7 protein-coding genes are annotated in these 6,971 nt (G+C 68.0%); all 7 read right to left on the reverse strand.

The window, feature by feature from the left end; genetic code table 11:
• Positions 1–95: 95 nt before the first annotated feature.
• Positions 96–1,568: an SUMF1/EgtB/PvdO family nonheme iron enzyme gene (locus QZY48_RS03415; RefSeq protein ID WP_295427735.1), complete on the reverse strand. Its 1,473-nt coding sequence runs from the start codon at positions 1,566–1,568 to the stop codon at positions 96–98.
• 24 nt (positions 1,569–1,592) lie between these two features.
• Positions 1,593–2,399 carry a hypothetical protein gene (locus tag QZY48_RS03420; RefSeq protein ID WP_295427738.1) on the reverse strand — a complete coding sequence of 269 codons (807 nt, stop codon included), beginning with the start codon at positions 2,397–2,399 and terminating at the stop codon, positions 1,593–1,595.
• Positions 2,400–2,478: 79 nt separating this feature from the next.
• Positions 2,479–2,733, reverse strand: a complete 255-nt coding sequence (gene moaD, locus QZY48_RS03425) for a molybdopterin converting factor subunit 1 (protein ID WP_295427741.1) — start codon at positions 2,731–2,733, stop codon at positions 2,479–2,481.
• A 167-nt stretch (positions 2,734–2,900) separates the two neighbouring features.
• The gene (gene glp, locus QZY48_RS03430) at positions 2,901–4,169 is read right to left on the reverse strand and encodes a gephyrin-like molybdotransferase Glp (protein WP_295427751.1); all 1,269 of its coding nucleotides are present in this window, start codon (positions 4,167–4,169) and stop codon (positions 2,901–2,903) included.
• Positions 4,170–4,188: 19 nt separating this feature from the next.
• Entirely contained in the window at positions 4,189–4,719 is a 531-nt protein-coding gene (moaB, locus tag QZY48_RS03435; protein WP_295427744.1) for a molybdenum cofactor biosynthesis protein B, read from the reverse strand.
• Between the two features lie 236 nt (positions 4,720–4,955).
• Positions 4,956–5,327 carry a diacylglycerol kinase gene (locus QZY48_RS03440; protein WP_295427746.1) on the reverse strand — a complete coding sequence of 124 codons (372 nt, stop codon included), beginning with the start codon at positions 5,325–5,327 and terminating at the stop codon, positions 4,956–4,958.
• Positions 5,328–5,330: 3 nt separating this feature from the next.
• The gene (gcvPB, locus tag QZY48_RS03445) at positions 5,331–6,791 is read right to left on the reverse strand and encodes an aminomethyl-transferring glycine dehydrogenase subunit GcvPB (RefSeq protein ID WP_295427748.1); all 1,461 of its coding nucleotides are present in this window, start codon (positions 6,789–6,791) and stop codon (positions 5,331–5,333) included.
• Positions 6,792–6,971 lie beyond the last annotated feature (180 nt).

Consider the following 6,971-nt stretch of genomic DNA (forward strand, 5'->3'; position numbering starts at 1 on the left):
CGACAACGACAACGACAACGACAACGACAACGACAACGACAACGACAACGACAACGACAACGACAACGACAACGACAACGAAGGTCTTCCCCGGCTCACGGCTCGCGTGCCACCCGGAACCCAAGGCTGTTCAACCGGGTCTCGGGTACGAACTTGGCCCGCGCAATCGTCTTGAGTGAGGGTGCCGGTTTGTTGTAGGCACCGCCCCGGGCGACGCGGTTGGCGCAGTTCCCGTCGCCGCGCGGGCGTCCATCGGTCGGGGCGCCGTCGTAGCCGTTCGCGTAGCAGTCCGCCACCCACTCCAGGGCGTTGCCGGCCGTGTCGTAGAGCCCGAAGGCGTTGGGTGCGAAGCTGCCGACCGGGGCGGTGGAGCGATTGTCCCACTGACTGCCGCAGTCGAAGCACAGGGCGCGCCCGGGTTCCATGCTGAAACCCCACGGATAGGCGCTGCGCATCCCGGCCTGCGCCGCGAACTCCCACTCCGCTTCGCTCGGGAGCCGGTAACGCTTGCCGCTCTGGCGGGTCAGCCAGTCCGCGTAGGCCTGTGCATCGGACCAGGAGACGCCGACCACCGGGCGCTCGCCGCGCCCCCAGCCGAAGTCATCGGGGAAGCGGCGGCTGGTGGCGCGCACGAAGCGGTCGTACTGTTGGAAGGTCACCTCGTAGGCCCCGATCAGGAAGGGTGCCAACAGCACTTCGTGTTCGGGTCCGCTGTCGCTGCCCCCCATGCTGTTCTGACCCATCCGGAAGCTGCCGCCGGCCAATACCACCATGGTCGGTCCCGGGCTGCCGTCGCGTAGCCGGTCACGCAGGGTCGGCGGCGGGGCGGCGGGGGACGCGGTCGGCGGCAGCGGAACGACCGGGGCGTCCGCGGGGGTGTCGGTCGGGGCCGTGGGCGGGACCGCGGTCACGGCGTCCGGCTCCTCCGGCGCAGTGGTCGGTGCGCTCGGCACGCTCGGGGAGGGACTCCACAACTGGGGCAGTTCGATCCGGCCCCAGAAGATCACCACGGCCACCGCGATCACGGCCAGGCCCGAGATCAGCCCGGCGGAGAAGCTGATTACCTGGGGCGCCGGGCCGGGCGGTGTATCCGGCTGCACCGGCGGCAGCGGCAGCCGGTTGGGCGACTCCAGCGGGTCGATCATTGCGGAGATCTCGACCGACTGCTCCTGGATCTCCGCCAGTTGGCGTTTGAGTCGGGCGACCTGATCCTGCGCCGCCTTCAGTGACGCCTCCTTGCGCTGGACCTCCTGCTGGAGATTGTCGACCTGGACGTGGCGGTCCTCCAGGTCGTTTTCCAGCCGACGGCACTCCTCGGTGATCCGGTCGAGGGTCTTTTCCCGATCGCCCAGTGAATGGCGCAGCGTGCCGAGCTCTTGCTGCATGGCCTGCCGCTCGGTCGCGGAGGACACCGTCTGCTCCATGGCGTACTCGCGTTCCGCGAGTTTGCGATTCAGGCGGGCGATCTCGTGCTCGGTCTGCCGCCGCATCTCCTCGAGCGTCGTACGCAGCCCCTCGGCATCGCCGGTGCCGGTCGCGGGGCCCCTCAGATCCAGTGGTTCGGTCATGTGCGCGCCGCCGGTCGAGCCGGGTCAGTCATCCGAGCGTGGGTTCAGCCGCCACATGGTCCAGGGGCGGGCGACCGCGCCGATCAGGGCGCGGCTATAGGCGTAGGAGAGCAGCAGCGACAGGCCGGCGCAGACCAGGAGGCTGATGGACGCCATCAAGGCCTGGGGTAGGTCCTGAAGGCTGCGCGCCAGATTCTGGATCGACCACTGTCCCAGTGCGTCCACGGCGGCGGCGAGTGCGGCGAGTGACGCGAGGGGGCGGCACAGGACGTCGGGGTCGGTGGCACCGTAGGTGATGACCTCCTGCCACCGCAGCCCGTCGTAATCCTGTGTCACCGTGAACACCAGGACCAGCATGGATTCCAGCCACAAGAGCAGGGTGCTGACCCACAGGGCCCAGCGGCGGGCGGTGGTGAAGCGGTACTCCTCACGCAGTTGGCCGCTCAGCGCCCCGTAGAAGCGCGGCAACAGCAGACCGACCAGCAGGACGTCGGCAAACAGCAGCGACCAGTGGCGGGGGGAGAAGCTGATCACGCTGACCAGGAGGAAAACAGCCAGTCCGGCGGACTTGAGGAGTTCTAGGCCGAGCAGGACGTAACGGCGCCGTAACCACCGAAACAGCAGGCCCCCGGGCTCCATGCACTCGTTGAGGAAGACGCGCCGCCGGTACAGCGCCAGCTCGGCGCCCGACACGAACAGGAGCAGGGTGACCAGAACGACCAGGGCGAGGGTCGCCACACAGTTGCTGCGATAGGCATTGAGCTGCCAGGTCAACAGCAGCAGCCAGACGATGGTCATGGTCAACAGACGTGGGAGATCGGCATAGGTCACGGGAAGCACCTCCGGTCGCGGTCGCCGGCGGATGCTATCCCGCGCTGGCCGCCGACGCCGTGGAAAGGGGCAATGGGCCTCAACCGCCGGTCACCGGCGGGAACAGGGCCACCTCGTCGGCATCCCGGACCCTGGTCTCGGGGCGCGCCAACTCCTGATTGACGGCGACCATCAGCCGCTCACCCGGGACCAAGGCCTGGGCCCAGACGCCGCCGCGCGCGCGCAGGTGGGCAACCAGGTCCGCCACGGTGGCGATCTCGGGCACCGGGGCGAGTTGCTCGTCAGCGGTGCCCAGGGTCTCGCGCAGGTGGGCAAAGTAGCGTATCCGGATCATCGATGTTGGCGGCCTTCGGGCAGATTGCAGGGAGGGATGCGACCAAGCGGGTCCAGACTAAGACCGGCGGGGCAAGACCGCAAGCGCCGCCGCCGCGGAACGCGCGCTGGTGCGCCAAAAAAGCGCATGAACGCGCATCACGAGCCGATAAGCAATGTCGGGCCGACTCAGGACAGGAGCCCCGCGAAGGGGAGGTAGACCACGGGGTCGCCGCGTGCGATGGTCTGCTGCGGCGCGATCTCGACCAGGCCCTCGGCCCAGGCGGCGGCGGACAGCGCGGCGGCCGAACGGGACTGGTGCGTGACGGCCTCCCAGTCGCCGGCCGCGCCGCGCACGAGCCGCGCCTGGACGAACTCCCGCCGACGGTCCGGGCGGGGCCAGTCGAAGCCGGCTGGCACCTCGATGCCGGGCGGCTCCAGGTCCCCGGTGACTCCCTGCATCCGCAGCAGCAGCGGCCGGGCGAACAGCAGCAGGCTGACGAACAGCGAGACCGGGTTACCCGGACTGCCGAGGAAGGGGGTGCCGCGGATATGACCGAAGGCCAGGGGCTTGCCCGGGCGGACCGCGATCTGCCACAGGTCCAGGGTGCCGAGCCGTTCGATGGCCGGCTTTACATGGTCCTCCTCCCCCACCGAGACCCCGCCGCTGGCCAGGATCAGGTCCGCGCCGTCCACCCCCCGGTTCAGGGTCTCCATGGTCGCCTCCAGGGTGTCCGGGACCAGCCCCAGATCGCTGACCTCGCAGCCCAGGCCCTCCAGTAGGCCCTTCATAGTAAAGCGGTTGGAGTTGTAGATCTGCCCCGGCCCCAGGGCCTGCCCGGGCCACACCAGTTCATCGCCGGTCGCGAACATGGCCACCCGCAGTCGGCGGTAGACCGGCAACTGTGCCGCGCCCACGCCGGCGGCGAGCCCCAGGTGCTGGGGGCGCAGCCGCATTCCCGCCGCCAGCACCGCGGTGCCCGCGCGGATGTCCTCGCCGGCGCGTCGGATGTTGGCGTCGGGGGTGAGATCCGCCGGGACCTCGACCCAGTCCCCGTCGCGTGTGCAGCGCTCCTGGATCACCACCGTATCCGCCCCCGGGGGGATGGGCGCACCGGTGAAGATGCGCGCCGCGGTGCCGGGCTCCAGGGGGCGGCCGGGCGCACCGGCCGGGATGCGCTGGGCGACCCGCAGCCGGGTGGCGCCCGACGGCAACAGATCGGCGCAGCACAGTGCATAGCCGTCCATGGCGCTGTTGTCCCAGCCCGGTACGTCAATGGCGCTGACGAGCGGCCGGGCGAGGACCCGGCCTAGCGCCTGGTCCGTGGGGACGCACTCCTGCGCGTCGGGCGCGGCGGCGTGGGCCAGCAGCAGGTCCAGGGCCTCCTGCTTGGTCAACAGGGGCCGCCCGGTGGGGTCCGGGCAGCCGTGCCGGTGGGGTTTCTGGTGCTGGTTCATTGTCATCGCGCGGGCCCGTTCAGCGCTCGCGCAGCCGCGGGATCAATTGGGCGAAGTTGCATGGGTGGGTACGGGCGTCGAGTTGGGCCAGGAGGATCTGCTCCCAGGCGGTCCGGCAGGCCCCGGTGGAGCCCGGCAGGCAGAAGATGAAGGTGCCGTTGGCGAGCCCCGCCAAGGCCCGGGACTGGACCGTGGAGGCCCCGATCTCGGCGAACGACACCGTCCGGAACAGCTCCCCGAAGCCCTCGACCTGTTTGTCGAGCAGGGGTACCACCGCCTCCGGGGTGCTGTCGCGGCCGGTGAGGCCGGTGCCGCCGGTGCTCAATACCACCTGTACCTGGGGGTCGGCAATCCAGCGCGAGAAGACCGCCCGCAACTGGTAGACATCGTCGCGCACAAGCTCGCGGGCGACCACCCGGTGTCCGGCCTCCTGCGCCTTGGCCTGGAGCAGGTCCCCGGAACTGTCCTCGGCCGCGGTGCGGGTGTCGGAAACCGTCAGGATGGCGACGGCAAGCGGCACGAAGCCTTGGTCGGTGAAGTGAGTGCTCATCGCAATCTGGTCTCCTGCAAGGCCGATAGCGGCAAATGAAAAACGTCTTGCCGCAGCAAGACCATTAGGGAACGTTCTCAGCACCGTTGTCGTTGTCGTAATCGAGGTTATCGTCGCGCCTCGGATTCTCTCGCACCCCTAAAGTGCATCGCTTCTCCGATTACGACAACGACAACGACAACGACAACGACAACGACAACGACAACGGTTGTGTTTGACCTGTTTTTGACCCGTTATTAAAGCCACTTGGGGATCAGGATCAGCCCCCAGGTGACCACGGTGAGCGTCATGCTCATGAAGACCGCGGCGGAGGCGATGTCCTTGGCGCGGGCGGACAGGTCGTGACGCTCCAGGCCGACGCGGTCGACATTGGCCTCGATCGCGGAGTTCAACAACTCCACGACCAGGACCATCAGCAGGCAGCCGATCAGTAGCGTCCGTTCCACTGGGGTTTCCCCCAGCCAGAGTCCCAGGGGCACCAGAAACAGGAGCAGGAACAACTCCTGGCGAAATGCCTCTTCCGCCTGAAAGCACGCCTTGAACCCCTGCATGGAAAAGCCGAAGGCGTAGATGACCCGCTTCCAGCCCCGTTCATTGTGATTGGCCATGGGCTATGCCGGGGTCGACGCAGGCCGCCAGGCCAGGTCCAACTGGCGCGCCGCGCGCACGTCGTCGAGGCGGCGTACCGGCATGGTGTGCGGGGCGCCCTTTACCAGTTCCGGGTTGGTTCGCGCCTCCTCACGGATGGCGACCAGCGCGGCGACGAAGCCGTCGAGTTCCTCTTTACTCTCGGTCTCGGTGGGCTCGATCAGCAGGCATTCGGGCACCAGCAAGGGGAAATAGGTGGTGGGGGCGTGGTAGCCGTAATCGAGCAGGCGCTTAGCGAAGTCCATGGCATTGACGCCGAACTCCTTGGCCTCGCGCTTGACGGTGATGATGAACTCGTGGCTCGCCCGCCGCCGCGGATAGGCGGCCTCGAAGCCGGCCTCCCTGAGTCTGGCCATGAGGTAATTGGCGTTCAGGGTGGAGAATTCGGAGACCCGCTTCATGCCTTCGCGCCCCAGCATCCGCGCATAGACATAGGCGCGCAGCAGGATGCCCATGTTGCCGCCGAAGGCGGTGAGCCGGCCGATGGACTGGGGCCGGTCGCGCTCGACGAGCCAGCGATAGCCGTCGGCGTCCCGGGCGACCAGGGGCACCGGGAGGAAGGGCTCCAGCCGCTTGGACACGCCCACCGGACCGGCCCCGGGACCACCGCCGCCGTGGGGGGTGGAGAAGGTCTTATGCAGGTTCATGTGGATCACGTCAAATCCCATGTCACCGGGGCGGACCTTGCCCAGGATGGCATTGAGGTTGGCACCGTCGTAATACAGGAGTCCGCCGGCCGCGTGCACGATGCCCGCGATCTCCTGGATATTGCGGTCGAAGACCCCGACGGTGCTCGGGTTGGTCAGCATGATACCGGCGGTCTGGGGACCCACCGCCGCCCGCAAGGCGGCGATGTCCACGTCCCCATCCGGACCGGTCGGGACCTCGCGCGCCACGAAACCGCACATGACGGCGGAGGCCGGATTGGTCCCGTGGGCGGCGTCCGGCACCAGGATCTCGGTGCGGGCCGCGTCATTGCGGGCCAGGTGATAGGCGCGGATCATCGCGACGCCCGCGAATTCACCCTGGGCACCCGCGGAGGGCGCCAGCGACACCGCGTGCATCCCGGTGACCTCTTTGAGCATCTCCTGAAGCTCGAAGAGACAGGCGAGGAACCCCTGTCCGTGGCTTTCCGGCGCCGCCGGGTGCCGCCCCAGAAAGCCGGGCAATGAGGCGAGCGTATGACAGGCGCGCGGGTTGTACTTCATGGTACAGGAGCCCAGCGGATAGAAATGGGTGTCGATGGAGAAGTTTTTCTGCGACAGCCGCGTGTAGTGACGCACCGCCTGGAGTTCCGAGACCTCCGGCAGCAGCGGCCGCGTGGCGCGGCGCTGGGCGGCGGGAAGGTCGGCGCAGTCCGCCAGCTGGAGCGGGGCCTGGGCGGTGGCGCGGCGGCCGGGTTGAGATTGTTCGTGGATCAGCATGTCGATGGGATCGCTCTGCAATAAAGATGGCTGAGGAACGGTTCACTAATAAGTTAAGCAAGTCCATTAGGGAATGCTGGTCGCGTCGTTGTCGTTGTCGTTGTCGTAATCGAGGTTATCGTAGCGCCCCGGATTCTCTCGCACGCCAAATTCCATCGCTTCTCCGATCACGACAACGAC

This window comes from uncultured Thiodictyon sp. (assembly GCF_903828115.1).
Taxonomy (GTDB): Bacteria; Pseudomonadota; Gammaproteobacteria; order Chromatiales; family Chromatiaceae; genus Thiodictyon.

Bases quoted from the DNA above. Each gene is read 5' to 3' on its own strand.
- QZY48_RS03415 (WP_295427735.1), bottom strand. From the start codon at position 1,568: ATGACCGAACCACTGGATCTGAGGGGCCCCGCGACCGGCACCGGCGAT.
- moaD (WP_295427741.1), bottom strand. From the start codon at position 2,733: ATGATCCGGATACGCTACTTTGCCCACCTGCGCGAGACCCTGGGCACC.
- glp (WP_295427751.1), bottom strand. From the start codon at position 4,169: ATGAACCAGCACCAGAAACCCCACCGGCACGGCTGCCCGGACCCCACC.
- moaB (WP_295427744.1), bottom strand. From the start codon at position 4,719: ATGAGCACTCACTTCACCGACCAAGGCTTCGTGCCGCTTGCCGTCGCC.
- QZY48_RS03440 (WP_295427746.1), bottom strand. From the start codon at position 5,327: ATGGCCAATCACAATGAACGGGGCTGGAAGCGGGTCATCTACGCCTTC.
- gcvPB (WP_295427748.1), bottom strand. From the start codon at position 6,791: ATGCTGATCCACGAACAATCTCAACCCGGCCGCCGCGCCACCGCCCAG.